26 protein-coding genes and 2 pseudogenes are annotated in these 26,304 nt (G+C 74.5%); 21 read left to right on the plus strand and 7 right to left on the minus strand.

Annotated elements, in window-relative coordinates; translation table 11 throughout:
• Positions 1 to 103 precede the first annotated feature (103 nt).
• The 5 genes from ABEA81_RS34595 (at position 104) to ABEA81_RS34615 (ending at position 5,022) form a co-directional block, all read left to right on the plus strand.
• Positions 104 to 460, plus strand: coding sequence for a YraN family protein (locus ABEA81_RS34595; protein ID WP_345611085.1), 357 nt, complete (start codon positions 104 to 106; stop codon positions 458 to 460).
• Positions 460 to 1,965 carry a YifB family Mg chelatase-like AAA ATPase gene (locus ABEA81_RS34600; RefSeq protein ID WP_345611087.1) on the plus strand — a complete coding sequence of 502 codons (1,506 nt, stop codon included), beginning with the start codon at positions 460 to 462 and terminating at the stop codon, positions 1,963 to 1,965. The genes ABEA81_RS34595 and ABEA81_RS34600 overlap by 1 nt, the downstream gene beginning before the upstream one ends.
• Positions 1,962 to 3,095 (plus strand): DNA-processing protein DprA, encoded by a 1,134-nt coding sequence (gene dprA, locus ABEA81_RS34605; RefSeq protein WP_345611088.1) that lies wholly within the window; start codon positions 1,962 to 1,964, stop codon positions 3,093 to 3,095. The genes ABEA81_RS34600 and dprA overlap by 4 nt, the downstream gene beginning before the upstream one ends.
• A gap of 123 nt (positions 3,096 to 3,218) precedes the next feature.
• Positions 3,219 to 4,202, plus strand: a complete 984-nt coding sequence (locus tag ABEA81_RS34610; protein WP_425570788.1) for a tyrosine-type recombinase/integrase — start codon at positions 3,219 to 3,221, stop codon at positions 4,200 to 4,202.
• On the plus strand, positions 4,177 to 5,022 hold the full coding sequence (locus ABEA81_RS34615) for a FliA/WhiG family RNA polymerase sigma factor (protein WP_345611091.1): 846 nt from the start codon (positions 4,177 to 4,179) through the stop codon (positions 5,020 to 5,022). The genes ABEA81_RS34610 and ABEA81_RS34615 overlap by 26 nt, the downstream gene beginning before the upstream one ends.
• A 202-nt stretch (positions 5,023 to 5,224) precedes the next feature.
• Here ABEA81_RS34615 and ABEA81_RS34620 read toward each other — a convergent pair.
• A pseudogene (locus ABEA81_RS34620) lies at positions 5,225 to 6,373 on the minus strand (M23 family metallopeptidase); the annotation flags it as partial.
• Between ABEA81_RS34620 and rpsB the strand changes: the two are divergent.
• The 10 genes from rpsB to ABEA81_RS34670 all read left to right on the plus strand — a co-directional run bounded on the left by rpsB (position 6,357) and on the right by ABEA81_RS34670 (position 15,831).
• Positions 6,357 to 7,256 (plus strand): 30S ribosomal protein S2, encoded by a 900-nt coding sequence (gene rpsB, locus ABEA81_RS34625; protein WP_345611092.1) that lies wholly within the window; start codon positions 6,357 to 6,359, stop codon positions 7,254 to 7,256. The pseudogene ABEA81_RS34620 and the gene rpsB overlap by 17 nt on opposite strands.
• Positions 7,257 to 7,299: 43 nt before the next feature.
• On the plus strand, positions 7,300 to 8,115 hold the full coding sequence (tsf, locus tag ABEA81_RS34630; RefSeq protein WP_345611093.1) for a translation elongation factor Ts: 816 nt from the start codon (positions 7,300 to 7,302) through the stop codon (positions 8,113 to 8,115).
• Positions 8,116 to 8,139: 24 nt separating this feature from the next.
• Entirely contained in the window at positions 8,140 to 8,913 is a 774-nt protein-coding gene (gene pyrH, locus ABEA81_RS34635; protein ID WP_345611094.1) for a UMP kinase, read from the plus strand.
• Positions 8,910 to 9,467, plus strand: coding sequence for a ribosome recycling factor (gene frr / locus ABEA81_RS34640; protein ID WP_345611096.1), 558 nt, complete (start codon positions 8,910 to 8,912; stop codon positions 9,465 to 9,467). Before pyrH ends, frr begins: the two co-directional genes overlap by 4 nt.
• A 32-nt stretch (positions 9,468 to 9,499) precedes the next feature.
• Positions 9,500 to 10,330 carry a phosphatidate cytidylyltransferase gene (locus ABEA81_RS34645; RefSeq protein WP_345611127.1) on the plus strand — a complete coding sequence of 277 codons (831 nt, stop codon included), beginning with the start codon at positions 9,500 to 9,502 and terminating at the stop codon, positions 10,328 to 10,330.
• Positions 10,330 to 11,061: a class I SAM-dependent methyltransferase gene (locus ABEA81_RS34650; protein WP_425570793.1), complete on the plus strand. Its 732-nt coding sequence runs from the start codon at positions 10,330 to 10,332 to the stop codon at positions 11,059 to 11,061. The genes ABEA81_RS34645 and ABEA81_RS34650 overlap by 1 nt, the downstream gene beginning before the upstream one ends.
• A gap of 46 nt (positions 11,062 to 11,107) precedes the next feature.
• Positions 11,108 to 11,638 (plus strand): hypothetical protein, encoded by a 531-nt coding sequence (locus ABEA81_RS34655; protein WP_345611099.1) that lies wholly within the window; start codon positions 11,108 to 11,110, stop codon positions 11,636 to 11,638.
• A 144-nt stretch (positions 11,639 to 11,782) separates the two neighbouring features.
• On the plus strand, positions 11,783 to 12,898 hold the full coding sequence (locus tag ABEA81_RS34660; RefSeq protein ID WP_345611101.1) for a hypothetical protein: 1,116 nt from the start codon (positions 11,783 to 11,785) through the stop codon (positions 12,896 to 12,898).
• Positions 12,895 to 13,998, plus strand: coding sequence for a dual-specificity RNA methyltransferase RlmN (gene rlmN, locus ABEA81_RS34665; protein ID WP_345611102.1), 1,104 nt, complete (start codon positions 12,895 to 12,897; stop codon positions 13,996 to 13,998). Before ABEA81_RS34660 ends, rlmN begins: the two co-directional genes overlap by 4 nt.
• Positions 13,999 to 14,019: 21 nt before the next feature.
• Positions 14,020 to 15,831, plus strand: coding sequence for an AMP-binding protein (locus ABEA81_RS34670; protein ID WP_345611103.1), 1,812 nt, complete (start codon positions 14,020 to 14,022; stop codon positions 15,829 to 15,831).
• Here ABEA81_RS34670 and ABEA81_RS34675 read toward each other — a convergent pair.
• The gene (locus ABEA81_RS34675) at positions 15,785 to 17,527 is read right to left on the minus strand and encodes a GNAT family N-acetyltransferase (protein ID WP_345611105.1); all 1,743 of its coding nucleotides are present in this window, start codon (positions 17,525 to 17,527) and stop codon (positions 15,785 to 15,787) included. The two genes, ABEA81_RS34670 and ABEA81_RS34675, sit on opposite strands and share 47 nt — an antisense overlap.
• A gap of 6 nt (positions 17,528 to 17,533) precedes the next feature.
• Positions 17,534 to 18,601 carry an ATP-dependent DNA ligase gene (locus ABEA81_RS34680; protein ID WP_345611107.1) on the minus strand — a complete coding sequence of 356 codons (1,068 nt, stop codon included), beginning with the start codon at positions 18,599 to 18,601 and terminating at the stop codon, positions 17,534 to 17,536.
• 50 nt (positions 18,602 to 18,651) lie between these two features.
• Here ABEA81_RS34680 and ABEA81_RS34685 point away from each other — a divergent pair, with 50 nt between their 5' ends.
• From ABEA81_RS34685 to mug, 3 genes are read left to right on the plus strand one after another with little or no spacing between them, the layout of a single operon-like run.
• Complete coding sequence (locus ABEA81_RS34685) at positions 18,652 to 19,179, plus strand: MarR family winged helix-turn-helix transcriptional regulator (protein ID WP_345611109.1); 528 nt, start codon at positions 18,652 to 18,654, stop codon at positions 19,177 to 19,179.
• Positions 19,172 to 20,002, plus strand: coding sequence for an EamA family transporter (locus ABEA81_RS34690; protein WP_345611111.1), 831 nt, complete (start codon positions 19,172 to 19,174; stop codon positions 20,000 to 20,002). Before ABEA81_RS34685 ends, ABEA81_RS34690 begins: the two co-directional genes overlap by 8 nt.
• Before the next feature lie 17 nt (positions 20,003 to 20,019).
• Positions 20,020 to 20,583, plus strand: a complete 564-nt coding sequence (gene mug / locus ABEA81_RS34695; RefSeq protein WP_345611113.1) for a G/U mismatch-specific DNA glycosylase — start codon at positions 20,020 to 20,022, stop codon at positions 20,581 to 20,583.
• A 319-nt stretch (positions 20,584 to 20,902) separates the two neighbouring features.
• On the opposite strand, the gene ABEA81_RS34700 is transcribed toward mug, so the two are convergent.
• Together ABEA81_RS34700 and ABEA81_RS34705 are read right to left on the minus strand one after the other, a co-directional pair.
• On the minus strand, positions 20,903 to 21,868 hold the full coding sequence (locus ABEA81_RS34700; RefSeq protein WP_345611115.1) for a DNA polymerase domain-containing protein: 966 nt from the start codon (positions 21,866 to 21,868) through the stop codon (positions 20,903 to 20,905).
• 5 nt (positions 21,869 to 21,873) lie between these two features.
• Entirely contained in the window at positions 21,874 to 22,140 is a 267-nt protein-coding gene (locus ABEA81_RS34705; protein ID WP_345611116.1) for a DUF2631 domain-containing protein, read from the minus strand.
• Between the two features lie 68 nt (positions 22,141 to 22,208).
• Here ABEA81_RS34705 and dxr point away from each other — a divergent pair, with 68 nt between their 5' ends.
• Both dxr and ABEA81_RS34715 read left to right on the plus strand, forming a co-directional pair.
• Positions 22,209 to 23,381 (plus strand): 1-deoxy-D-xylulose-5-phosphate reductoisomerase, encoded by a 1,173-nt coding sequence (gene dxr / locus ABEA81_RS34710; protein ID WP_345611118.1) that lies wholly within the window; start codon positions 22,209 to 22,211, stop codon positions 23,379 to 23,381.
• Positions 23,378 to 24,673 carry a M50 family metallopeptidase gene (locus tag ABEA81_RS34715; protein ID WP_345611119.1) on the plus strand — a complete coding sequence of 432 codons (1,296 nt, stop codon included), beginning with the start codon at positions 23,378 to 23,380 and terminating at the stop codon, positions 24,671 to 24,673. The genes dxr and ABEA81_RS34715 overlap by 4 nt, the downstream gene beginning before the upstream one ends.
• Positions 24,674 to 24,703: 30 nt before the next feature.
• Here ABEA81_RS34715 and ABEA81_RS34720 read toward each other — a convergent pair whose 3' ends face one another.
• Positions 24,704 to 25,405, minus strand: a complete 702-nt coding sequence (locus tag ABEA81_RS34720) for a Clp protease N-terminal domain-containing protein (RefSeq protein WP_345611120.1) — start codon at positions 25,403 to 25,405, stop codon at positions 24,704 to 24,706.
• A 115-nt stretch (positions 25,406 to 25,520) separates the two neighbouring features.
• Between ABEA81_RS34720 and ABEA81_RS34725 the strand changes: the two genes are divergently transcribed.
• The gene (locus tag ABEA81_RS34725; protein ID WP_345611122.1) at positions 25,521 to 25,811 is read left to right on the plus strand and encodes a hypothetical protein; all 291 of its coding nucleotides are present in this window, start codon (positions 25,521 to 25,523) and stop codon (positions 25,809 to 25,811) included.
• A gap of 182 nt (positions 25,812 to 25,993) precedes the next feature.
• Here ABEA81_RS34725 and ABEA81_RS34730 read toward each other — a convergent pair.
• Positions 25,994 to 26,304, minus strand: a pseudogene (locus ABEA81_RS34730) (integrase core domain-containing protein); the annotation flags it as partial.

A 26,304-nucleotide genomic window follows, 5' to 3' on the forward strand; every position in this document is an offset into this window, starting at 1 on the left:
GGTCCCGCCCGGCCCGGGCCGGGTTGTCCACCTCGTACCCCGGCCGTCCACAGATCCCCGACCAGCCTGTCCGCGTTCCCCCGGCTCACCCATCGTTGACGGTATGGCAGCGAAGGACGTTCTCGGGCGCCGCGGTGAGGAGCTCGCCGCCCGCTATCTGGAGCAGCAGGGTCTGGTGATCCTGTCGCGCAACTGGCGGTGCCGCCACGGCGAGATCGACCTGGTGGCCACCGACTCCACCCGGCTCGTGGTCTGCGAGGTCAAGACCCGTTCGGGCACCCGGTACGGCGAGCCGGCCGAGGCCGTCGACGCGCGCAAGGTGGCCCGCATCCGGCTGGTCACCAACGCGTGGCTGCAGGCCCACCAGGTTCGCTGGGTGCCGGTGCGGTTCGACGTCCTCGCCGTCGTCGCGGAGCCCGGTGCGCCGGTCACCGTCCAGCACTACGAGGCGGCGTTCTGATGCCGATCGCACGCGCCTACGCGGTGGCACTCGTCGGGGTCGACGGCCACGTCGTGGAGATCGAGGCCGACGTCGGCAAGGGCCTGCCCAGGTTCCACCTGCTCGGGTTGCCCGACGCCGCCCTGCACGAGTCGAAGGACCGCGTGCGTGCGGCCGTCGTCAACTCGGGGTTCACCTGGACCAACGAGAAGATCGTGCTCGCGCTCTCGCCCGCCAACCTGCGCAAGACCGGCAGCGGGTTCGACCTGGCGCTGGCCTGCGCCGTGCTCGGCGCGGGCGAGGTGCTGCCGCAGCCGGAGCTCGACGGCACGGTCCTGCTGGGCGAGCTGGCCCTCGACGGCAGGCTCCGGCCCGTGCGAGGCGTGCTGCCGTGCCTGATCGCGGCGCGCGACGCGGGCATGCGACGCGCGGTCGTGCCTGCGGCGGTGCTCGCCGAGGCCGGGCTCGTCGAGGGCCTCGAGGTCCACGGCGCGTCGTGCCTCGCCGACGTGCTGGCCTTCCTCCAGGGAGGGGGCGCGTTGCGCAGGCCGGAACCGCCCGTCGACGACGTGGCGCCGGACCCGCCCGACATGGCTGACGTCGTGGGGCAGGACGACGCGCGGCACGCCATCGAGATCGCGGCCGCAGGCGGCCACCACGTCCTGCTGGTCGGCCCGCCGGGCACGGGCAAGACGATGCTGGCGCGGCGCATCGTCGGCCTGCTTCCCCGGCTCGCGCCGCAGGAGGCGCTCGCGCTCGCCGCCGTCCGGTCGGTGGCCGGGCGGCTGCCCGCCGGCGGCGTGCTGAGCACGGTGCCGCCGTTCGTCGCGCCACACCACTCCAGCTCGATGGCCGCGCTCCTCGGCGGTGGTTCCGGGATCGCGCGGCCGGGCGCGGTGTCGCTGGCGCACCTCGGCGTCCTGTTCCTCGACGAGGCGCCGGAGTGGGGAGCGAGCCTGCTCGACTCGCTGCGCACCCCGCTGGAGGAGGGGGAGGTCCGGCTCGCGCGGGCCGACGGCACGGTCCGGTACCCGGCTCGGTTCCAGCTCGTGCTGGCGGCCAACCCCTGCCCCTGCGCGCCCGCCCACGACCGCGACTGCGTCTGCCCGTCACTCGTGCGCCGCCGCTACCTCGGCCGGCTGTCCGGCCCGCTGCTCGACCGCGTCGACCTGCGGGCGCGCATGTTCCCGGTCACCGCGCTCGCCGCCGCCGGGCCCGCCGAGGACACCGCCACGGTGCGGGCGCGGGTGCTGGCGGCCCGCGGGGCGGCGGCCGAGCGGTGGGGCGCCCTGGGCTACCGCACCAACGCCGAGGTGCCGGGCCCCGTGCTGCGCACGCGGTTCGCGCTGCCGCGCAGCGCGGTCCGCCCGCTCGACGCCGGGCTGCGGGCCGGCCAGCTCACGGCACGGGGAGCCGACCGCGCGTTGCGCGTCGCGTGGACGCTGGCCGATCTCGCCGGGCGCGACCGGCCCGACGAGGACCTGGTCGAGACCGCCCTCTTCTTCCGCGACCGGAGGGCGGCATGAACGAGCAGGTCCTGCTCGCCCGGGCCTACCTGTCGCGGGTGGCCGAGCCGCCGGCACCCGGGTTGGTCGAGCTGGTGGCGCAGGTCGGGCCGGTCGAGGCGGCGGCGAGGGTGCTCGACGGGCGGGTCGAGGAGCCGGTGGCAGCGGAGACGGGTGTCCGGCGCGCCGTACACCGGCCCGGCGCCGATCTCGAGGCCGCTGCCGCCGCCGGCGCCCGGCTGGTCACCCCGGAGCACCCCGAGTGGCCCGCCGAGGCGTTCGCGGCGTTCGACGCGGCCGGTATCGCGCAGCTCGCCCCTCCGCTGGCGCTCTGGGTGCGCGGCCCGGGCCGGCTCGACGAGCTCTGCGGGCACGCCGTCGCCGTGGTCGGGGCCCGGGCGGCCACGAGCTACGGCGCCCACGTCGCCGCCGAGCTCGGGTCGGGGCTCGCCGACCGCGGGTGCACCGTCGTCTCCGGCGCGGCGATCGGCATCGACGGCGCCGCCCACCGCGGGGCGCTCGGAGTCGAGGGCCCCACCGTGGCGGTGCTCGCGTGCGGGGTCGACCGCTTCTACCCGGCATCCCACGAGCTGCTGCTGGAGCGGATCGCCGCGAGCGGGCTCGTCGTGAGCGAGTACCCGCCCGGCGGGGTGCCTGCCCGGCACCGCTTCCTGGTGCGCAACCGGCTCATCGCCGGCCTGGCGGCCGGCACCGTCGTCGTCGAGGCCGGTCCGCGCAGCGGTGCGCAGCGCACCGCGTCGGATGCGCTGTCGCTGGGCCTGCCGGTGATGGCGGTGCCCGGTCCCGTCACGTCGGCGATGTCGGTGGGGTGCCACCGCCTGGTCCGGGACGGCGCCCTGCTGGTCACCTGCAGCGACGAGGTGCTGGAGGCGGTGGCGCCGATCGGTGAGCACCTCGCAGGCGCGCCCGCCCTCGAGGCCGGCCGGCCCACCGACGGTCTCGACGCCCCGGCTGCGCTCGTCCACGACGCCCTGCCGGCCCGCGCGGCGCGCGACACCCGCTGGCTCGCGCTGGAGTCCGGGGTCCCGATCGGTGCCGTGCGGGCGGCGCTGACGGCCCTCGAACGGCGCGGGCTCGTGGAGCACTGCGAGGGCCGCTGGCGCCGCCGGGTCGCGGAGGAGGAGAGATGAGCACGGACACGGCGTGGTTCCGGGCACGGCGTGGCTCCGGGCGACCGCACACATCCGCCGGAGGCGGCACACATGCCGGGGCGTCTGTGCCGTGGCCCGGCGGTGTGTGCGGCCAGGTCGTGGATGAGCGGGCACCTGCGACACGCTGGGGCAGCGCTTGACCGCTCGCCCCACGGCGCGCACCGTCGGTCGGTGCCCTCCCAGCCAGAACTCGCGCCCGGTCCGGCAGCGGCGCTGGAGGCGTTCCTGGAGCACCTCGAGCTGGAGCGGGGGCGCTCCGCTCACACCGTTCGGGCCTACCGCGGTGATCTGGTGGGTCTGCTCGAGGGCCTGCACGGGCTGGAGGGCCTCGACCTGGCGCGGCTGCGGCGCTGGCTGGCGGCTGGGCACGAGGCGGGCCTCGGGCGCGCCACGCTCGCCCGCCGCGCGGCCGCCGCGCGCAGCTTCACGGCGTGGGCGCACCGCACCGGGCGCATGGCGGTCGACCCGGGGGCGCGGCTGGTGTCGCCCCGGCCGCGCCGCGCCCTGCCCGCCGTGCCGACCGCCGAGCAGGCAGGCGCGGTGCTCGACGCCGCCGGCAGCGGGGCCGCGGAGGAGCACCCGGTCGCGCTGCGCGACCTGCTCGTGCTGGAGCTGCTCTACGCCACGGGCGTGCGGGTGGCGGAGCTGTGCGGGCTCGACCTCGACGACGTCGACCCGTCCCGCCGCGCGCTGCGGGTGGTCGGCAAGGGCAACCGCGAGCGCACCGTCGTCTACGGTGTGCCCGCCTCCGACGCGCTGCGCCGATGGCTCGCCGCCGGGCGACCCGTCTTGGCGCGCCCGGGATCGCCGCCCGCGCTGCTGCTGGGCGCGCGGGGCGGCCGCCTCGACCCGCGGGTGGCGCGACACGCCGTCCACCAGGCACTCGCGGCCGTGCCCGGCGCTCCCGACGTGGGCCCGCACGGCCTGCGGCACGCCGCGGCCACTCACATGTTGGAGCGCGGCGCGGACCTTCGTTACGTACAGGAGTTGCTCGGTCACGCTAAGCTAGCAACCACTCAGCTCTACACGCAGGTGACCGTCGAGCGGCTGAAGGTGGTTCATGAGCAGGCGCATCCGCGGGCATGACGTCCTCCCGGCCCCGCCTGCGCAGCTCAGAACGTCGTCGTCTCCCGTGGTCAACGCTCCGGTGCTGCCACTCGCGGTCTCGGCGACGCCCGTGGAGGAGCTCTGGTCGGCCTACCTGGCGGACCGGTCCCGTGCCCTTCGTGACCGGCTCGTCGTGCACTACACACCGCTGCTGCGGGCCGTGGCACACCGGCTCGGGAGCGCGTTGCCCTCCTACGTCGAGGTGGCGGACCTGGTGCAGTGCGGCGTGTTCGGGCTCATCGACGCGGTGGAGCGGTTCGACCCCGAGCGGAACCCGCGGTTCGAGAACTACGCCGTGTCGCGCATCCGCGGCGCGATCCTCGACGAGCTGCGCGCGCAGGACTGGGTGCCGCGCACGGTGCGCGGACGCGTCCGCGAGCTGGAGCGCGCGCAGGAGCGGCTCGAGGGCAGGCTCCAGCGGGCGGCCACCGACGCCGAGCTCGCCCAGGAGCTGGGCCTCGCGGTGCAGGAGGTCCGGTCGCTCGGCCGGCAGGTGCAGCTGATCAGCGTGGAGGCGCTCGACGAGAACAGCGGTAGGGTGTCGGAGGTACTGGCCGACGACCGGGCGCCCGACCCGATGGCCGTGGTGCAGACCGCCGAGACGTTCCGGCAGCTCGCATTCGCGGTGGCGCAGCTCGAGGAGCGCGACCGCGACGTCGTACGCCTCTACTACCTGGAGAACCGCACGCTCGCCGAGATCGGGCGGCTCCTCGGGGTGACCGAGTCCCGGGTGTGCCAGCTGCACACGCGCCTGGTGGGGCGGCTGCGCGGCCGGCTGGAGGAGCTCGCGGCCGGCTGAGGCCCGGCTCCGCGCGCGTCCCCCGCGGTGCCGCAGGCGGGTCCCGTGCCGTCACGAAGCCGGCGGGCCACGGCTCCGGTGCCGGGAGCAGGCGCACCTCGGGCGGGCGCACGAGCACCAGCGGGTCCAGGTACTCCCGGGGACCGCGACGCACGCCCCAGTGCAGGCAGGCGGCCGCGGCGCAGCCGGGGTGGCCAGGCTCGAGCAGCCCGAGCACGTCGCCTGCCCGGACCACCGCGCCCGGCCGCACCGTGGGCCGCACCGGTTCGTACGTGGTGCGCAGCCCGTCGTCGTGGTCGACCGACACCACGTTCCGCGCGCCGACCGGCCCGGCGAACACGACGGTGCCGGCGCGGGCCGCGAGCACCGCCTGACCGGTGGCACCGACGAGGTCGACCCCGCGGTGCCCGCGCCCGTACGGATGCGGCGGAGCCCGGAACCGTGCGCCGATCGCGGGCACCGGCAGGAGCGGCCACGCGTACCGCGCCCCGGGTGCCGGGATCCCGGCCCCGTCGGGAGGCGGCGGTGCCCGCACACCGGGCGGTTGACCGGCCGGGGGCGGCCCGGTGTCGGACGGCGGCCCGGTGTCGGACGGCGGTGCGGCTGCGACGGGTGGCCCGCCGGGCGGGGCCGGCGCGCCGCCGGACCGCGGTGCGAGCAGGCCGGGCACTGCCGATTCGGTGCCGGACCCGGGTGCGGGCCGGGTGGACGGCGGGCCCGCGGTGTCGTCGGCCGGTGGCGCCGGCACCCGGCCCGCGGGCGGTGGAGCCGGCGCCTGCGGAACCGGCGCGGCGACGGCCGCGGGCCGATCCGGCCGCGGCGGGCCGCCCGCAGCGGGCGCGCCGGCCGTGATCAGCATCGCCGCGCCGAGGGCACCGGCCAGCGCGCGGGGCGCCCATCCCGCGCCGGGGCCCGGCCGGGCACGGCGCCGCGTCCCGGGTGCGCCCGGTCGCGGTGACGACCACGGGCCTCCGGGACCGCGCCGCGGCCGGTGCCGCCTCGTTCCGCTCACGGACCCAGCGTGGCGGGGGACGGGGCGGTGGGGCGGGTGAAGGCGCGGCCTGTGGATGCTCGGAGGGCGAGGTGGACAACCGCGGGACGCGCCGTCGGGGGGCTCGGCCCCGCGGCGTACACTCGATCTGCATCTCGACCACGTCGAGGTGACTTCGCGCGTGCGCGCACCCGTCTCGAACGGGAGCGGTGGACGGGCGGTCCCGGGCCTCCCGGGTCCGGCCACCGGCGCCACGCCAGGGCGGTGCCGCCGACCGGCGCTCCGCGAAACCGCACGCGTGGCCGCTCGCCGGTCACGCCTGAACGAGAGGTGAGCACCGGCAGTGGCCGTCGTCACCATGAAGCAGTTGCTGGATTCCGGCGTGCACTTCGGGCACCAGACCCGCCGCTGGAACCCGAAGATGAAGCGCTACATCCTCACCGAGCGCAACGGCATCTACATCATCGACCTGCAGCAGACCCTGTCGTACATCGACCGGGCCTACGAGTTCGTCCGCGAGACCGTCGCCCACGGCGGCACGATCATGTTCGTCGGCACGAAGAAGCAGGCGCAGGAGGCCATCGCCGACGAGGCGGGCCGGGTCAACATGCCGTACGTCAACCAGCGCTGGCTGGGCGGCATGCTCACGAACTTCCAGACCGTGCACAAGCGCCTGCAGCGCCTCAAGGAGCTGGAGTCGATGGAGCAGACGGGTGGCTTCGAGGGTCGCACCAAGAAGGAGATCCTCATGCTCACCCGTGAGAAGGACAAGCTCGAGAAGACCCTCGGCGGCATCCGGGACATGTCGAAGGTGCCGAGCGCGGTCTGGGTGGTGGACACCAAGAAGGAGCACATCGCCGTCGGGGAGGCCCGCAAGCTGGGCATCCCGGTGGTCTCCATCCTGGACACCAACTGCGACCCCGACGAGGTCGACTTCCCGATCCCGGGCAACGACGACGCCATCCGCTCGGCCGCGCTGCTCACCAAGGTGATCGCCCGCGCCGCGGCCGACGGGCTGATGCAGCGCTCGCAGCGGGCGCGCGGTGGCGACGGCGAGGAGAAGCCGGAGGCCGTCGGCAGCGACGAGCCGCTGGCGGAGTGGGAGCAGAACCTGCTCGCCGAGGGTGCCGGGTCCGACGGTGCCAGCCTCACCGCCGCGGGGCAGGGTGCCGACGCGCCCAACCCGGCCGCCGAGGCCGCGCCCGCCAGCACCAGCAACGGCACCCAGCAGACCGCGGGCTGACGCCCCTCACACTCCTCGAAGAGAAACGGACGAAAAAGGCACCATGGCGAACTACACCGCCGCCGACGTCAAGAAGCTCCGGGACCTGACCGGTTCCGGGATGATGGACTGCAAGAAGGCGCTCGAGGAGTCCGAGGGCGAATTCGACAAGGCGGTCGAGCTGCTCCGCATCAAGGGCGCCAAGGACGTGGGCAAGCGCGCGGGCCGGGAGACGGCCAACGGGCTGGTCGCGGCCGAGGGCGGCACGATGGTCGAGCTGAACTGCGAGACGGACTTCGTCGCCAAGAGCGACGACTTCCAGGCGCTCGCCGGCAAGATCCTCAGGGTCGCGGTGGAGCAGCAGCCCGCCGACCTGGACGCGCTGAAGAAGGCGCCGCTCGAGGGCGGCACCGTCGACGACGCCGTGCAGGCGCTCTCGGCCCGCATCGGCGAGAAGATCGAGCTCAAGCGCTACGTCCACGTCGACGGCCCGGTGGCGCTCTACCTGCACCGCCGCGCGTCGGACCTGCCGCCCGCCATCGGCGCGCTGGTGGCGTACGAGGGTGCGAGCGACGAGGCGGCCAAGAGCGTGGCCATGCACATCGCCGCGGCGCGGCCGCAGTACACCACCCGCGACCAGGTCCCGGGTGACGTGCTGGAGAACGAGCGCCGCATCGCGGAGGCCACCGCTCGCGAGGAGGGCAAGCCCGAGCAGGTCCTGCCCCGCATCGTCGAGGGCCGGATCAACGGCTTCTACAAGGACGTCGTGCTGCTGGAACAGCCGTCGGTCCACGAGCCGAAGAAGACGGTCAAGGCGCTGCTCGACGAGGCAGGTGTCACCGTCCGCGAGTTCGCCCGCTTCGAGGTCGGCCAGGCCTGACCCGGCCGAGGACGAGGCGACGCGATGACCACTCCACGGAACGGCTCCGACGGCCCTGGCGCTGGCTATCGCCGCGTGCTGCTCAAGCTGGGCGGCGAGATGTTCGGCGGCGGGGCCGTCGGGGTCGATCCGGGGGTGGTCGAGACGGTCGCCCGCCAGATCGCCGAGGTCGTCGCCACCGGTGCGCAGGTGGCGGTGGTGATCGGCGGCGGCAACTTCTTCCGCGGTGAGGAGCTGCAGCACCGCGGCATGGACCGCGCGCGGGCCGACTACATGGGCATGCTGGGCACGGTCATGAACTGCCTCGCGCTGCAGGACTTCCTGGAGCGCGAGAACCACGTCGAGACCCGCGTCCAGACGGCCATCACGATGGGCCAGGTCGCGGAGGCGTACATCCCGCGCCGCGCGATCCGGCACCTCGAGAAGGGCCGGGTCGTGATCTTCGGCGCGGGGGTCGGCATGCCCTACTTCTCCACGGACACCGCCGGTGCCCAGCGTGCGCTGGAGATCGGGGCCGAGGTCGTGCTGCTCGCGAAGGGCGTCGACGGGGTCTTCACCGCCGACCCCAAGCTCGACCCCGGGGCCAAGCTGTACGACGAGATCACCCACCGCGAGGTGCTCGAGCAGGGGCTGAAGGTGGCCGACGCCACGGCGTTCAGCCTCTGCATGGACAACAAGATGCCGATCATCGTGTTCAACCTGCTCGTCGAGGGGAACATCGCACGAGCGGTGCGGGGTGAGAGGATCGGCACCCTGGTCAGCACCCCGGAGTACGCGGAAGGCAGGAACACGCCGTGATCGACGAGACGCTCTTCGACGCCGAGGAGAAGATGGAGAGGGCCGTCGCCGTCGCCAAGGACGACCTCGCCTCCGTGCGCACCGGCCGGGCCAACGCGAACATGTTCTCGCGGGTGCTCGTCGACTACTACGGCTCGATGACCCCGATCAACCAGCTCGCCTCGATCAACGTTCCCGAGGCCAGGATGGCGGTCATCAAGCCCTACGACGCCAGCCAGCTCAAGGCCCTCGAGACCGCCATCCGCAACTCCGACCTGGGGCTGAACCCGAGCAACGACGGGCAGATCATCCGCGTGATCATCCCGCAGCTGTCCGAGGAGCGGCGCCGGGAGATGGTCAAGGTGGCGCGTGGCAAGGGGGAGGACGCCCGGGTCACGATCCGCAGCATCCGCCGCAAGGCCATGGAGGAGCTGCACCGCATCGCGCGTGACGGTGAGGCGGGCGAGGACGAGGTCGGGCGCGCGGAGAAGGAGCTGCAGGGCACCACCGACCGGTACGTCCGCCAGGTCGACGAACTGGTCAAGCACAAGGAAACCGAGCTGCTCGAAGTCTGACGGTGACCACCTCCTCCTCCCACACCACGGCGATGGTGCCTCCGGCCGGCCGTCCGTCCCGCGCCGGGCGTGATCTCGTCGCCGCGATCACCGTCGGTGTCGCGCTGGGCGTCGTCATCCTGGGGTCGCTGCTGGTCGAGCGGCACTTCTTCATCGGGGTGCTCGCCGTCGCCACGGCGATGGGCACGTGGGAGCTGGCCGGCGCGCTGCGCCGCGGCGCCGGGATCGCGGTGCCGTTGCCGATCCTGCTCGCAGGCGGGCAGGCGATGGTCTGGCTGTCGTGGCCGTTCCGGCTGCCGGGGCTCGCGGTGGCGTTCGCGGTCACGGCGCTCGCGGTGCTGCTCTGGCGGTTGCGTGCGGGTTCGGCCCACTACGTCCGGGACGTCACGGCGGGCGTGTTCACGGCCGCGTACGTGCCCCTCTTCTGCTCGTTCGCGGTGTTGCTGGTCGTGGCCGACGACGGGCTGGCCCGGGTGCTCACGTTCCTGATCTGCGGGGTGGCATCCGACGTCGGCGGGTACGCGGCGGGCGTCCTGCTGGGCCGCCACCCCATGGCCCCGACGATCAGCCCCAAGAAGTCGTGGGAGGGCTTCGGCGGGTCGCAGCTCGCCGGAATGGTGGCGGGTGCGCTGTGCGTGCACCTGATGCTCGGCGGGGTCTGGTGGGCGGGTGCGGTCACGGGTGCGCTGCTCGTCACGTGCGCCACGCTCGGCGACCTGATCGAGTCGATGGTCAAGCGCGATCTCGGCATCAAGGACATGGGCACCCTGCTGCCCGGCCACGGCGGGCTCCTGGACCGGATGGACTCCTTGCTGCCCACCGCCGTCGTCGCGTGGGCGCTGCTGAGCATCGTCGTCCCGTGATCCGCGGGTTCCGCCGTCTGCTCGGCGTCGAGCCGGGAGCGGCGATCCCGAGCCCCAACATCTGGACCTGGCCCGACGTCTACGAGCGGGAGAACCGCGCGCAGGACGCCGACGGCGCGATCTGGGCGGCGCTGCGGCAGGCGGCGCCGTGGGCCGGTGCCGATGTGCTGGACGTCGGGTGCGGCGACGGTTTCCACCTTCCGGTCTTCGCGGCCGAGGCCGCGTCCGTGACGGGGGTGGAGCCGCACGCCGGTCTGGTGGAGCGTGCGCGGGAGCGCATGGGCCATCGGGCCGCCGTGTACCGGGCGGGAGCGGCCGCCCTCCCGCTGCGGGACGGGAGCGTCGACGTCGTGCACGCGCGCACGGCGTACTTCTTCGGGCCCGGCTGCGAGCCCGGGCTGGCCGAGGCCCAGCGGGTGCTGCGGCCGGGTGGGGTGATCGCGATCATCGACCTCGACGCCACCGTCGCGCCGTACGGCGACTGGATGCGCGCCGACCTGCCGCGGTACCGGCCGGACCGGGTCGAGGAGTTCTTCGAGCGCCACGGCTTCTCGATGCGCCGCATCCCGACGACGTGGCGGTTCCCGGACCGCGAGACCCTCGAGGCGGTGCTCTCCATCGAGTTCTCCCGGCCCGTGGCGGAGCGGGCGATCGCCGCGACCACCGGCCTCGTCGTGCCCGTCGGCTACCGCCTGCACGTGCGGCGCAAGGAGACGTTCCGGGCCTCGTGAGCGGGTGCCCCGACCCCTCCGGGTGCGTCCTCGCTACCGTGGCGGCATGCGTGCGACCCGGGTGCCGTACCTCGAGCCGATCGTCGGCGCGGCGTGGTGGACGGTCGGTGCTGCGGCGCTCGACGCCGGGCTCGGCACGGTGGTGCTGGCCGCGGGGCTCGGCGTCACCGCGCTGCTCGTGATGGCGCTGCGGAGCCGGTACGGGTCGGGCGATCCGCTGCCGCGCGGTGGTCGCGGCCGGTTCCTGCGGCTGCTCGGCGTCACGGCGGCGCTGGTGGCCGTGGCGGGCACGGTGCTCGGCAGGTTCTCGTGGGGCGAGCTCGCCGTCCCGGTGGCCGCGGCCATGATCGGTGTCGCGCTGATGGTGCTGTCCTCGCAGCTGGACGAGCGGTCGCTCATCGCGCTGGGTGGTGCCCTGATGGTGCTCGGCGCGGCCGGTGCGCTGTTCGCGCTCAGCACGGTGGGCGGCCTGTACCCGCAGGGCATGGTCGGGCTCGTCGCCGGCGCGTTGTTCTGGCTGACGAGCGCGCATCGCACGGGGCTGCTGGCGGAGGCGCGGTACCGGGTGCGGCGGTAGCCCGCCGCGAGGCGAACGGCACTTCCGCACGCGAGCTGCGAGCGGGCGCGCCGCTCGCTCCACCCGGACCCTCCCCCCGGCGGGGGAGCACGTTCCCCCGGCGCCGGGAGGATGGCGGCCCCTGGTCGGCGGATCGTCCCGGGCATGCACATCGCTCCCTCACCGCGCACCCGCACGTCGAACCCGTCGCTCGCGGCGGCCGCCTGGTCGGCCCTCACCATCGCGCTGGGGCTGTGGTGGTGGGTGTGGCCCGCGCAGTACCCGTTCCCGCCGGGTCCCGGCGACCCGGTCGGGACGCTGCTCGATGTCGTGGCCCCGGCCGCCGTGCCACCTGCGCTGGTCGGGGCCGGCATCGCGGGGCTCGTGGTGGCCCTGCTCGCGCGTGCGGGCCGGGCCGCGGGCCTCGTCGTGCCGACGTCCGTCGCGTGGGTGCTCGTCTTCGGGCTCGCCGTGCCGGGGTTGCGGCCGCTGACGCTCGTGGGCTACCTGATGGCGATGTTCGGGCCGGTCGTGCTGTTCGTCACGGTGCTCGCGGGGGCGTGGCGGTGGCGCGGGGGGCCGGTGGCCGTCGGGGTGTTCGCGCTGGTGGGAGCGGCGGCGTGGGCCACGGGTATCGCCGACGGTGTCGTCCTGCGCCGCTACCTGGGCGTCATCGGCGCCACGGTGCACCTCGCCGGACCGTCGGTGCTCATGGCGTTCTTCCTCGGCGGCGCGCTGGTCTGGGCTGTGGTCGGTGCCCGCACCGCCCCCCGCGGGGCGGGACGGCCCGCGTGGACGCGGCCGGAGGCCGCGGCACGGTGGGGGAGGGCCGCCACGGTCGTCGCGGGGCTGTGCGCGCTGCCGTACGGCCTGCTGCGGATGACCTGGCTGACGCCGTGGCCGTTCGGCATGGACCCCGCCGAGTTCGTGACCGCGCCGGAGATGCGGCTGCACGGCCTGCTCCTCGGCCTCGCCGCGTTGGCGGGGGCGCTGCTGACCACCGGGCTCGTGGCGCGCTGGGGCGAGGTGTGGCCGCGCTGGATGCCGGTGGTGCGCGGCCGGCCCGTGCCCGTGGCCGCCGCCGTCGTGCCCGGAGGGGTGGTGGCCGCGCTGTTCACCGTGGCCGCCGTGCCGATGGTGGTCATGGCGGTCGAGTCGGACGAGCCGTGGATCCTGATCGTGTTCCCGTTCGGCGTATGGGGGCCGGCACTCGGGATCGCCGTGCTGGGGTACGCGCTACGTCGCAGTGGTCACGCCGCTGGCACAATCGAGGGGTCATGACTGCCCTTCCCCTCGTCTTCGAGGCGCCCCGGCGCGCCCAGCCGCCGCGCCACCTCGCCGACCTCGACCCGGCCGACCGCCGGGCCGCGGTCGGCGAGCTCGGGCTCCCCGGCTTCCGCGCCGACCAGCTCGCCCGCCACTACTTCGGTCGGCTCACCGCGGACGTCGACGCGATGACCGACCTGCCGGCGCCCGCGCGGGACACCCTGCGAGGGTTGCTGCCGCCGCTGGTCACCCCCGTGCTCGAGCAGGCCTGCGACGACGGGGCCACCCGCAAGACCCTCTGGAAGGGCCACGACGGCACCCGCGCCGAGTCGGTGCTGATGGGCTACCCGGACCGCGCCACCGTGTGCGTCTCCAGCCAGGCCGGCTGCGGGATGGCGTGCCCGTTCTGCGCCACCGGGCAGGGCGGGCTGCAGCGCAACCTGTCCACCGGGGAGATCGTGGAGCAGGTGCGCCAGGCCGCCGCGGCCGCCCGGGACGGCGCGCTCGGCACCCCGATGCGCCTGTCCAACGTCGTGTTCATGGGGATGGGGGAACCGCTCGCCAACTACAAGCGCGTGGTGGCGGCCGTCCGGCGGATCACGTCGCCCGCGCCGGACGGGCTCGGGATCTCCGCGCGCGGCGTCACCGTCTCCACGGTGGGGCTGGTGCCGGCGATCGACAGGCTCGCCGCCGAGGGCCTCCCGGTCACCCTCGCCGTGTCGCTGCACACCCCCGACGACGAGCTGCGCGACACGCTCGTGCCCGTCAACAACCGGTGGAAGGTCGCGGAGGTCCTGGACGCCGCCCGGCGCTACGCGCAGACCACGGGGCGGCGGGTGTCGATCGAGTACGCGCTCATCCGCGACGTCAACGATCACGGGTGGCGCGCCGACCTGCTCGGGAAGCTGCTGCGCCGCCACGTCGGACCCTCGCGCGTGCACGTCAACCTGATCCCGCTCAACCCCACGCCGGGCAGCGAGTGGGACGCCTCGCCGCGGCGGGTGCAGGACGAGTTCGTGGCGCGCGTGCAGGCCGCTGGTGTCGCGTGCACGGTCCGCGACACCCGCGGCCGGGAGATCGCCGCCGCGTGCGGGCAGCTCGCCGCCCAGGGGTAGATCGTCTGGGATGATCCCCCGGTGCGGGGACTGCACCGGCTGTTCGAGGATCGGGCCAGGGAGACGCCGGACGCCGCGGCGGTTGCCGCCGGGGGCGTCGCGATCACGTATGCGGAGCTGGACGGCCGGGCCAACCGGCTCGCCGGGGCGCTGCTGGCGGCGGGGCTGCACGCGGACGAGACCGTCGCGGTGGTGACCGAACGGCACGCCGATGCCGTGGTCGCGATCCTCGGTGTGCTCAAGGCGGGCGGGGCGTACGCCCTGATCGGCCCGCACGAGCCGATGGGCGGGATCGGGCTCCTGCTCGCGGCCGCCCGCGCCCGCGTCGTCGTCACGAGCGGGGAGCTGCGCCCGCGGGTGGACGACGGCAGCGGCCGGCCCGTCGTCGACCTGGACGCCGTCGGTGCCGGTCCGGTGGATCCGCCGGACGCACGGGCGGGATCGCGGGCCGCCGTCCTCTTCACCGCCGGTGCCGCGCGGCCGGTGGACGTCGACCACAGCCGGTTGCTCGCGGCGTACGCCGCCTGGGCCGAGGTCTTCCGGCTCGACCCGGGCGACCGGCACCTGGTCACCGCCGCGCCGGACGTCCCCGCCTTCACCGGTGGCTGGGTCCGGGCGTTGTGTTCGGGGGGCACGCTGGTGCTGCCCGGCCGGTGGCTGACCGTCGCGGACGGAACCACGGTGCTCGACACCGACCCGGCGACCGCCGCCAGCGCGCTGTCCGCGGATCCACCGGACTCGCTGCGCCTGGTGCTGGTCGGAGGTGAGCGGATCACCGTTGCCGAGCAGATCCGGCTCCAGCGCCGGCTCGCCCCGGGGGCGCGGCTGCTCAACGTCTACGGAACCGCCGAGGTGGCCGGCTGCGGTACGTGGTTCGAGGCCGGCCGGCCGGAGGGCACCGAGCCCGCGCCGGACCGGGCGTCGTTGCTGGGCCGCCCGTTCCCCGGCTGCGCGGTCGCAGTCGTCGGGGGCGAGATCCGGCTGACGCCCCCGGACGGCGGTGCTGCGCTGCCCACGGGCGATCTGGGGCGGATGCGGGACGACGGGGTGCTGGAGTTCCGCGGCCGCCGCGCGGACCGGGTCACCGTCCGCGGCCGCGTCGTCGACCCCTACGAGGCCGAGGCCGCGCTGGCGGCGCAGCCGGAGATCCGGGATGCGGTGATCGCGTCCTCGGAGGGCGAGCTCGTCGCCTACGTCGTGCCGCGGGGTGAGGACCCGGTGCGCCCGGCCGCGGTCCGGGACCACCTGCACGGGGTGGTCCCGGAGCAGGACGTCCCGGAGCGGGTCGTCAGCCTGGCGGCGCTGCCTCGGGACCGGTCCGGGCGGGTGGCCCGGCACGTGCTCCCGCTGCCGCCGTCGGCCGTTGCCTCCGGCACCGGCGGGAAGGGAGGGGGACCGATGACGAGGGCGGACCGGTCGCTCGTGGTCCGGGGGTTGCTGACCGTCGTGTCGCTGCCGGCGGCCCTGGTGCTCACCGGGGTTCTGTGGCCCGGGTCCACCGATCTGGCCGCGGTGCCGCAGCCGTGGGCGGCGCTCTTCGGCGTCCTGTACCTCGTCGAGGTGCTGGCGTTCGCCGTCGGAGTGGGTTTCCTGCTCTTCGGGCGGGCGCGGATGCTGCGCGAGGGCCGCTCGCCGGTGCTGACCACGCTGGCGCACCTGTCGATCGTCTGGCTGCTGGTGTCGTGGTGGCCGCAGGACAACTCCTACCGCCTCGCGGCGAAGAACGACTGGCCCCAGCAGGCGGCGCTGGTCTACACCTTCAACGTGACGTTGATGATCGCGGCGGTCATCGTGATGATCTTCGTGGCGCGGCGGAGCCGTCCGGTGGGCTGAACATCCGTCCGACGTCGAGGGCGGCGTCGCGGACCAGTGCCTCGGCGGCGTCGAGCCCGTCGATCGCGTGCGCCGCCAGCGCGACCCCCAGGTACGGGGCCGGTTCGTAGGCGGCGGTCGGGATCGTGGGCACCAGCACGGTGCCGTTCTCGGCGCACCGGCGGCAGAGCCGTCGCAGGAGGGCGATCAGCTCGTCGTCGGGCAGGCGCGCACCGAGCGGCACCTGGTCGACCGTCCGGACGACGTGGTCCCCTCCGCGGATCCGGTCCAGCCGAGCCTTGATCATGAATGCCGCGGACGGACCGGTCAGGCGGAGGTTGATCTCGGTGGGGGCGAGCCTGCCGTCCCCGCCGGTCACGAAGTCGACGTCGAACCAGCCCCGGTAGCCGGTGGCCCCGATCTCCCCGCCGACCGCGTGCCCGAACCGCGAGGCCGTCTCCGCGAGGGGGTCCGGAACGACGCCCGGTCCCACCGTCGCGCCGCGGTAGGCCGTGCCCTTCACGTCCATCACGGCGACACCCACGTCGTGCACCTCGCCGCCCGGTCCGATGACGCCGTCGTAGGTGACGTCCCGGGGGGTGCCTGCGAGCACGACCTCCTCCAGCAGCAGCGGCCCCCGCGGGAGCCGGACCCGGTGGCCGTCGACGAGCCAGGTTCCGGACCCGCCTGCGCCGTGCTCGGTCTTGACGATCGTGGCGTGGCCACGGCGCGCCCTGGCCCGCACGGAGCGGGCGGCCGCCCAGCGGTTCGGAACGGGCCATTGCGCGGGAACCGCGATCCGGGGATGAGCGGGTGCGAGCCGCACGAACACCTCGTGAGCGGCCCGCTTGGACTCGTAGCGCAACGCGGCGGACGGCAGGTCCTCGCCGGTGAGGCGGCCGAAGGCCCGCGTGCGACCCCACGGCAGCAGCGCGAGGCCGCTGTCTCTCAGGTGTGTGGCGAGTGCGGGCCGGGCCAGGACGGCGGCGACCAGGCCCGCACGGTCGTCGAGCCCGTCGTAGACCACGACCCGGTCCCACGCCAGCTGGGCGGCGTTGAGCTCGACCCAGGCGCGGGGTACGGGCCTGGGCAGCACGAGAACCGCCGGATCGGGGCTCGCGAAGGCTGCCAGGCAGGCGTAGTGGGAGCCGGCGCGGCGGGCCTCCTCGGACGGATCGCCCCACTGCGCCTGGAACTCCGCGACGTTGCCGAGGTGGGCCGCCCGGCGCCCGCCCGTCCACGCGTCGAGCCAGCCGCCACGGGCGACTGGCAGCGCCACCTCCAGCACAGGCAGGGCGCGGCCCGGCACGGAACCGGACGGTGCGGTGCCCGCCGGCCGGGCGCCCGTGGCGCGGTAGAAGGGTGCGGCGTTCGGATCCGCCTCGATCCGCAGCCGGGTGAACCCCAGCTCACGCGCCATGGCCAGGACGTGGCGGTAGAGCGCCCGCCCGACGCCGGTGCCGATCGCCTCGGGATCCACGAAGAGCAGACCCAGCTCGCCCTCCGGCGCGCAGCCCTGCAACGACGCGACGCCCCGCACCCCGTGCCCGTCCTCGGCGACGACGACCCGGCCCGCGGTGACGTCGCCCGCGTCGATCGTGAGCTCGTCGCGGCACGCGGCCAGGAACTCCTCGTCGTAACCCCAGTACGCCTTCGAACGCATGACGAGGTCGTTCAGCAGCGCCGTCTCCCCGACCCGGGCCGGTCGGATCCGCACCCCCCGCTACCGGACGTCGAGCACGTCGGCCAGGTCGAACTTGACCGGCCGCTCCAGCTGCTCGTACGTGCACGACTCCGGGTCGCGGTCCGGGCGCCACCGCACGAACTGCGCCGTGTGCCGGAAGCGGTCGCCCTCCATGTAGTCGTAGCGGACCTCGACCACGCGCTCCGGGCGCAGCGGCACGAACGACAGGTCCTTGCCCGCGTTCCAGCGGCTGGTCTCGTTCTTGCGCGGGGTGCGCTCGCCCTGCTCGTGCGCCGCCCAGTTCCACGGGTGCTCGTCGAACGTGGTGACGAGCGGCTGCATCTCGGTGAGCAACGACCGGCGGGTGGCCATGGGGAACGCCCCGACCACGCCGATCGAGTTGAGCACGCCGCGGTCGTCGTAGAGGCCGAGCAGCAGCGAGCCGAGCGCGTCCGGGCCGGACTTGTGCACGCGGTAGCCCGCCACCACGCAGTCGGCCGTGCGCTCGTGCTTGATCTTGCTCATCACGCGCTTGTCGGGCTGGTAGGGCAGGTCGAGCTTCTTCGCGATCAGCCCGTCGAGCCCGGCGCCCTCGAACTGCTCGAACCACTGCCGTGCGACGTCGAGGTCGCGCGTGACCGGAGTGAGGTGGATCGGTGGCGCGGCACCGGCGAACGCCTGCTCCAGCAGCGCCCGCCGCTCGGCGAAGGGCCGCTGGGTGAGGTCGTCGTCGCCGAGGGCCAGCAGGTCGAACGCGATGAAGCTCGCCGGTGTCTGCTCGGACAGCAGCTTGACGCGGCTCGCGGCGGGGTGGATGCGCTGCTGCAGGGCGTCGAAGTCGAGGGTGTTGCGGGCGGTGTCGGCCACCACGACCTCGCCGTCGACCACGGCGCGCTCGGGGAAGTTCGCCTTGACGGCCACGACGACCTCGGGGAAGTACCGCGTCATCGGCCGCTCGTTGCGGCTGCCGATCTCCACGTCGTCACCGTCGCGGAAGATGATCGAGCGGAAGCCGTCCCACTTCGGTTCGTACATCTGGCCTGCGGGGATGTCGGCGATGGGCTTGGCCAGCATCGGTGCGACGGGCGGCATGACCGGGAGCTTCACGGGCGCAAGTCTGCCGCATAACCTGTCGAAGTGCAGGGTATGCATGAGTCATGCATGACACCAGGAGAACGGCGAACCTGCTCGGGGCGACCGCGCTGGCCGTCACGGACCTCGTGCTCGGCGGTGCCGCCGCGGCCGCCGGGGTGAGCGGCAGCGCCGCGGCCGCGCTGGTCGTCCTGGGCGCCGACCCGGGCATCAGCGTCACCGAGCTCGGCAGGCGGGTCGGCCTCACGCAGTCGGCGGCGGCGCGGATGGTCGACGCGCTCGAGGCGCGCGGTCTCGTCGAGCGCAGGCCGACGCTGGGGAAGTGGGTGGCGGTGCACCCGACGGCCGCCGGCCGGGCGGCCTCGGCGGACCTGCTGGACGCCCGCGGCGACCGGCTCGCCGCGCTCGTCGACACCCTGCCGCCCGCCGACCAGGAGGCGCTCGCGCGGGTGTTGGAGCGGCTGCTGCGGGCGGTCTACGCCGAGGTCGGCAGCTCGGAGCGCGTGTGCCGGCTGTGCGACCGGCCCTGCTGCACCGATGCGGGCGCGATCTGCCCGGTGGGCCAGGCCGAACGGGAGAGCGCCCGTGGGTGAGGCCCTCGCACTCGGCGCGGCGCTCTGCTTCGGGATCACCGACTTCGTCAGCGCGCTCCTGGCCCGCCGCGTGCACAGCGCCGCCGTGGCGCTCGTCGCGCAGCTCGGCGGGACGGCGCTGATCCTGGTGGCGGCGCTGGTGGTGCCGGCCCCGGCGGTGACGCCGGGGGCGCTCGGGTGGGGCGCACTGTCCGGGATCGGCACGGGCATCGGCGTCGCGTTCCTGTTCCGCGGGATGGGCGCGGGGCAGCTGTCCGTCGTCGTCCCGCTGAGCGACGTCGGCGGCGTCGTCCTGCCGGTCCTCACCGGCGTGCTGCTGCTGGGGGAGCGGCCCTCGGCGCTGTGCTGGCTGGGGATCGCCGCAGCTGCACCCGCGCTCTGGCTGGTCACGCACGTCGGACCCGGGCGGCCGACCGCCGAGGGGAGCGTCGACGGGCTCGTGTCGGGGATCGGGTTCGCGCTCCAGTTCGTCGCACTCGTGCCGGTCGACCCCGCGGCCGGGCTCTGGCCGCTGGTCGCGAGCCGCGTCGCCTCCGTCGTCACGATCCTGCCGATGGCGCTCGCGGCCCGCCCGCTGCGGATGCCGCGGCGGCTCGGGCTCGCGGCGGCCGGCAGCGGGGCGGTCGGGACGCTCGCCATCACCTGCTACACGCTCGCCACGCGGGAGCAGTTGCTCGCCGTGGCCGTCGTGCTGGCGGCGCTGTACCCCGTGGTGCCGGTGCTGCTCGGGCTCAGCGTCCTGCGGGAGCGGCTCACCCGGGCTCAGACCGCGGGGCTCGGGCTGGCGGGAGCCGCGGTGGGCCTGATCGCGCTCGCGGGCTGAGCGGCTGCGATCATCCCGTGGTGCCCCGCCTCACCCGCGCGGACCTGGAGGCGGCGCGCTCCCGCACCATCGAGGACGTGCTGCCCGGGCCCGGCGACCCGCCGCTGCGCGTGCTGTTCTGCGGGATCAACCCCGGGCTCGTGTCGGCCGCGACCGGGCACCACTTCGCGCGGCCCGGCAACCGGTTCTGGCCCGCCCTGCACGGCGCGGGCTTCACGCCGCGGCTGCTGCGACCGGCCGAGCAGGGGGAGCTGCGCGCGCTCGGTCTGGGCATCACGAACATCGCGCCACGGGCCACGGCCCGGGCCGACGAGCTGAGTCCCGCCGAGCTGGTGGCGGGCGGTGCGCGGCTGCGGGCGCTCGTGGCCGAGCGGCGCCCGCGCTGGCTCGCGGTCGTCGGGGTGACGGCCTACCGCGTGGCGTTCGGCACGCCGCGCGCGTCCGTCGGGCCGCAGGAGGAGCGGCTGGGTGACACGGCGGTGTGGGTGCTGCCCAACCCGAGCGGGCTGAACGCCCACTGGCAGCTCCCGGCGATGACCGCGGAGTACGCCCGCCTGCGCGCCGCCGCGGACGGCGGCTGACCCCGGCCCACCGCAGTCGCACACCAACCGTGGTGCTGGCACACCAACTGCAGTTGGTGTGCCAGCACCAGAGTCGGTGCGTGAGCGCCAGGAATGGTGTGCGGCAGTGCTTCGGCGCGGCTCGCGGGCGTCGCACATACATCGTTGCGCCCGCACACGGCGGCGGTCGCCACGATTGGTGTGCGGGCACCGGGTGGTGGTCGCCGGAGGTCGTCGCACACGAAGCGTGGTGGCGACGCACGAACTGCAGTTGGTGTGTGGGCGCCACGGTTGGTGTGCGGGCGCCAGGGTTCGTGTGCGACGGGTGGGGCGGCCCGCCTCACCCGTCGAGGTCCTGGGCCTCCTCGTCCGGCGGGGCCTCGCCCTCGCGGGCGTCGCGGTCGGCCCACTCGAGGAGCTCGTCGATGAGGAACTCGTGATCGTCGATGCCGGCGTGCAGGTCGCCGAGCTCCGCGAAGCGGCGCGGGACGGTGGCGATCGTGAAGTCGCGCGGCTCGGCGTCGTCGACCTCGTCCCAGCGGATCGGGGTCGAGACCACGGCCTCCGGCACCCCGTTCACCGAGTACGCGCAGCGGATGGTGTGGTCGCGGGTGTTCTGGTTGTAGTCGACGAAGATCGACTTCGGGGCGCGGTCCTTGCGCCACCACGTCAGGTCGACGAGGCCGCAGCGGCGGCCGACCTCGCGGGCGAACGCGTGCGCGGCGCGCCGCACGTCGGCGAACCCGTGGTCGGGGGCGATCCGCACGTAGACGTGCATGCCCTTGCCGCCCGACGTCTTGGGCCAGCCGGTGGCGCCGAGCTCGTCGAGCACCTCGTGGGCGACGTGCGCGACGCGGCGCACGTCGGCGTAGCGCGCCTCGGGCATCGGGTCGAGGTCGATGCGCCACTCGTCGGGCTTCTCGGTGTCGGCGCGCCGGGAGTTCCAGGGGTGGAACTCGACGGTGGACATCTGCACCGCCCAGATCACGTCGGCCGGGTGCTGCACGCAGAGCTCGTCGGCCGTGCGGTTCCAGCGGGGGAAGTGGATGCGCACGGTCTGCACCCAGTCGGGCGCGCCCCTGGGCAGCCGCTTCTGGTGCACCTTCTCCCCTGAGACGCCGGTGGGGAAGCGGTGCAGCATGCAGGGGCGGTCGCGCAGCGCGCGCACGACGCCGTCGGAGACGGCGAGGTAGTAGTTCGCCAGGTCGAGCTTGGTCTCGCCGCGTGCCGGGAAGTACACGCGGTCGGGGTTGGAGATCCGGACGACGCGGTCGCCGACCTCCAGCTCGACGGCGGGATCCGCCACGGGACTCAGCGCCGCCAGGCGGTGCGCCGGCGGATCGAGTGCATCACGAGCCCGATCGCCATGACGATCGCGAGCCCGGTGAGCCACACGTTCGCGGTGTTGTTCGTGAGGTTGTTGTTGGTGAAGTTCATGAGCAGGAGGATCACGACGGTGACCCAGCCGGCGGCGATCATGCCGCGGGGGAACCCGCCGTGCCAGCCCCACTCCGCCGACGGCTCGTCCTGCGGGTCGACCGCGGGCCGCCGTGCCAGCTCTCGCGAGTTGCGTGCCACCCTGTCCTCCTGATCCGGGATGTGGGCCTCATCGTCGCACAACACGGCGGCGGGGATGATGGGCGGTGATGACCACTCGCTCCGTCGTCGTGCTGGGTTCCACCGGCTCGGTCGGCACTCAGGCACTCGACGTCGTCGCCGCACACCCGGGCCGGTTCACCGTCGCGGGGCTCGCGGCGGGCGGCCGGGACACCGACCTCGTCGTGCGGCAGGTCCGGGAGCACCGCGTGCCCCGGATCGCCGTGGCGAGCACCGCCGCGGCCGCCGAGCTGCGGGAGCGGCTCCCCGGGGTCGACGTACTGGCCGGGCCGGACGCGGCGGCGGAGCTCACCGCGGGCGCGGGCGCCGACACCGTGCTCAACGGGATCACCGGTTCCGTCGGGCTCGGTCCCACCCTCGCGGCGCTCGCCTCGGGGGCCACGCTCGCGCTCGCCAACAAGGAGTCCCTGGTGGCCGGGGGAGCGCTCGTCACGGGCGCGGCGGCGCCCGGCCAGATCGTGCCGGTCGACTCCGAGCACTCGGCGCTCGCCCAGTGCCTGCGCGGCGGCCGCGCCGAGGAGGTGGACCGCCTGGTGCTCACCGCGTCCGGCGGCCCGTTCCGCGGCAGGCGGCGCGCGGAGCTCGCGGGCGTCACGGTGGCCGAGGCGCTGGCGCACCCGACGTGGGTCATGGGGCCGGTCGTCACGATCAACTCGGCCACGCTGATCAACAAGGGGCTCGAGCTCATCGAGGCCCACCTGCTCTTCGGGGTGCCGTACGACCGGATCGACGTGGTGGTGCACCCGCAGTCGGTCGTGCACTCGATGGTGACCTTCACCGACGGTTCGACGCTGGCGCAGGCGAGCCCCCCGGACATGAAGCTGCCGATCGCGCTCGCGCTCGGGTGGCCGGAACGGCTCACCGGCGCGGCGCGGCCGTGCCGCTGGGACGCCGCGCAGAGCTGGACCTTCGAGCCGCTCGACGACGACGCGCTCCCCGGGGTCCGGCTGGCGCGCGCGGCGGGCACCGCGGGTGGCTGCGTCCCCGCCGTGCTCAACGCCGCGAACGAGGAGGCGGTGGCCGCGTTCGTGGCGGGCAGGCTGCCGTTCGTCGGCATCTTCGCCGTGCTCGAGCGCGTCCTCGACGCGGCCGACGGCTGGACCGCGGATCCCGCTACCGTGGCGGACGTGCTGGCTGCGGAGGAGTGGGCGAGAGTGCGCGCGGGTGAGTTCGCCGCCTCGAGGGAGGCGTCACTCTCATGATGTTCGTTCTCGGGATCCTGCTGCTCTTCCTCGGGATCCTGGTCTCGGTGGCCTGGCACGAGCTCGGCCACTACCTCGCGGCCCGGAAGTTCGGCATCAAGGTGCCGGAGTTCTTCGTGGGGTTCGGCAGGACGCTGTGGTCGCGCAAGGTCGGTGAGACCGAGTTCGGGGTCAAGATGATCCCGCTCGGCGGCTACATCCGCATGATCGGCATGCTGCCGCCGGCCAAGGGCGAGACGCTGGGGCGCAGCCGCCGCACGGGCCCGTTCCAGGGCCTGATCGACGACGCCCGGCAGCAGTCGGCGATGGACGTGCAACCGGAGGACGCGCACCGGCAGTTCTACACCCGCGCGCCCTGGAAGCGGATCATCGTGATGGCCGCTGGGCCGGTCCAGAACCTGATCCTCGCCGTCGTCCTGTTCGCGATCGCGATCATGGGGATCGGGGTCCCGACGAGCAGCACCACGATCGCCACGGTCAGCCAGTGCGTCCTGCCCGCCACGGCGCCGCAGACCGAGCAGTGCCCGGCGGACGCCCCGCCGAGCCCGGCCGCGGCGGCAGGCCTGCTGCCCGGCGACAAGATCGTCGCCTTCAACGGTGCGCCGGTGGCCGACAACGACTGGCGCGCCCTGCAGGAGGACATCCGCGCCGCGTCCGGCACGGTGACCATCACCGTGGATCGCGGCGGGCAACGCCTGGACCTCGCGCCCACCCTGATCCGCACCGAGGCGCAGGACCTGAACGACCCGGAGCGGGTCGTGCAGGTGAGCTTCCTCGGGGTCACGCCGGTGCCGACCATCGCGCGCCAGGGACCGGTGGCCGTGGTCGCGGCGGTCGGGGACGTCATCGTGCGCACCGGGCAGGCGATCATCAACCTGCCCGAGCGGCTGCCGAACCTGTTCGGTTCGGCCTTCCTCGGCGCCGAACGGGACCAGAACGGGCCGGTCGGCATCGTGGGCGTGTCCCGGATCGGGGGCGAGTTCCTGGCCTCCGACGACTTCACGGCCACGCAGCAGGTGCTGTTCCTGCTCAACCTCCTGGCGCTGGTGAACATCTCGCTGTTCCTGTTCAACATGCTGCCGCTGCCCCCGCTCGACGGCGGGCAGATCTTCCCGGCCGTGTGGGAGGCGGTGAAGAAGCGCATCGCCCGGCTGCGCGGCAAGCCCGACCCCGGCCCGGTGGACGCCGCCAAGCTCCTCCCGATCGCCTACATGGTGGCGCTGCTGTTCATCGGCTGGAGCGCGATCCTGCTGGTGGCCGACGTGGTCAACCCGATCCAGCTGCCGTTCTGACCGGTCCCGGCCCGGTGTCCGGGACGCCGGCTACCGGGGCGATCCCACGCCGCCCTGCACCGACCGCTGCCACTTGGCGGCGTGCTGGTGCTGCGCGGCCACGGTGGCGAGCAGGCCGGGATCGGCCTCGGCGAACGTCTCCACGGCGTCCCCGAGCCGGATCGGCTCGCCCACGCGCATGACGTAGACGTTGAGCCCGCCCGCCATCTCGCGCTGCATCGCGCTCGGGAAGGCGTCCAGGCGCGAGCCCTGCACCGCCACGAACCAGCCCTGCGGCTCGAGCTGCTCCCGGATCCGCACCAGTGCGTCGAACATGTCGCCCGCGCCGACGTCGATGGGCTCGCCCGACCAGTCCAGCTGAGCCCGGTACAGGTCCGACGGGCCGCTGCGGCCCTGCCACGCCCAGTGGATCACCGCCTGCTGCCGCTCGTCGCCGCGGACGAGGGTGACCGGTGTGCTCGCCGACCGCCCGCCACCGTCGGGCTCGGCCTGGGCCGGCCGGTTGTATCCCTCGGACGCGAGTACCCGCTCGACCGCCTTCCGCAGCTCCGGCAGGTCGACGTACTTCGCCAGCACACCGGTGGCCACCGACTCCCCGTCGTCCAGGATGCCGAGCAGCAGGTGCTCGACCCCGAGGCGGTGGTGGCCGTGCCGGCTGGCCTGGTCCTCGGCGTGCCGGAGCACGTTCCGGTAGCGGGGCGTCGGTCGCGGGGGCGCGGCGTCGTCGGGCACGGCCACCATCGTGGTCCCTGTCGCCGCTGCGCGCAGCCCCGTACCGCTGCACCCGGGCCCACACCGACGACCGGAGCCGGTGATCGCCTGGGAGAGTGGTGCCATGATCGACGGCATGAGCGACGAGTTCGAGACCTGGCTGGACGCCTTCGACCTCATGTACAGCGCCCTTCCCGCTCGTGGTGCCACCCCGTGCCCGGACTGCGGCGGGACCACCCTGCACCTCGTCTTCACCGGGGATCCGCGCTCGCGGCGCGCCTACGCGCAGCTGTGGTGCGAGAAATGCGTCCGCGGCATCCACGTCTCGCAGACCGTCGTCCCCACCGGGGTGCCGATGAACGACTACCGCATGCCGCGGGAGGAGCGGCCCCACCAGGCACCCGACTTCGTCCTCATCCAGCCGTAGCACTACAGCGGGCTTCGTCTCGCTTCCTGCACCCGGTCGACGCTCGCGCACCGTCGGCGGGTCGCGTGGGCGCACACGCGGTGCGTGAGGGCCGGCTGGTGCATCGCCGCGCATCGGCCGGCACGTCCCGGGTTCGTCTCGATCCGGCTAGTTGTACTGCCCCGAGAGGTTGGGGACGCGGGTGGCGGGAGGCCACCGATCGCGGTGTGTCCGCGGTGATGGTTGTAGTGGTGCAGCCATCCCGGCAAGGCGGCGCGCCGAGCGGTCTCGTGGGGGTAGGGCTGGGTGTAGGCCCATTCGTCGAGCAGGGTGCGGTTGAACCGTTCGACCTTGCCGTTGGTTTGTGGTCGGTAGGGCCGGGTTCGCTTGTGGGTCGTGTGGGTGGCGTGTAGGGCGGCGGCGAACTCGCGGGAGCGGTAGCAGGAGCCGTTGTCGGTCAGGACTCGTTCGATCCGCTCGATGCCGCAGGCGGCGAACCAGGCGGCGGCGCGGG

Source organism: Pseudonocardia adelaidensis, from assembly GCF_039543345.1.
Classification (GTDB): Bacteria; Actinomycetota; Actinomycetes; order Mycobacteriales; family Pseudonocardiaceae; genus Pseudonocardia; species Pseudonocardia adelaidensis.